Origin of the sequence: Enterococcus raffinosus, from assembly GCF_001886185.1 — a bacterium.
In the GTDB taxonomy this organism is placed as follows: domain Bacteria; phylum Bacillota; class Bacilli; order Lactobacillales; family Enterococcaceae; genus Enterococcus_A; species Enterococcus_A raffinosus.
Window position 1 is genome coordinate 1 of the sequence record NZ_JXLA01000134.1, and the last position, 313, is coordinate 313.

1 pseudogene is annotated in these 313 nt (G+C 41.2%); it reads right to left on the reverse strand.

Annotation, left to right across the window (positions count from 1 at the left end):
• Positions 1–313 (reverse strand): annotated as a pseudogene (locus RV13_RS21210) (IS30 family transposase); the annotation flags it as partial.

Here is a 313-nt window from a genome sequence, read left to right on the forward strand (position 1 = left end):
GAGAATTCTTTTCCTCTATCTGGAGTGATAGTTTTAACCACCTCATTGGGGATACTGCTTAAAAGTTCAATCATTTTTTCGCTCACGTAAGCAGCTTTCTTTCTCGGTGCTTTCCTGCTAAAAGGAATCGCGATTTTTGATCTGTCAACGTCACTAAACAATCACCACCAGTTTTTCCAGCTACAGTATCGGCTTCCCAATGTCCAAACTCACTTCTATCGTCTGCGGATTTTGGACGGTTATGGATTGAATGCGTAATGCGTATTTTTCCACGAGTCTCGACGTGATTTTTTGTATGTCTTGTTTTTCCTCG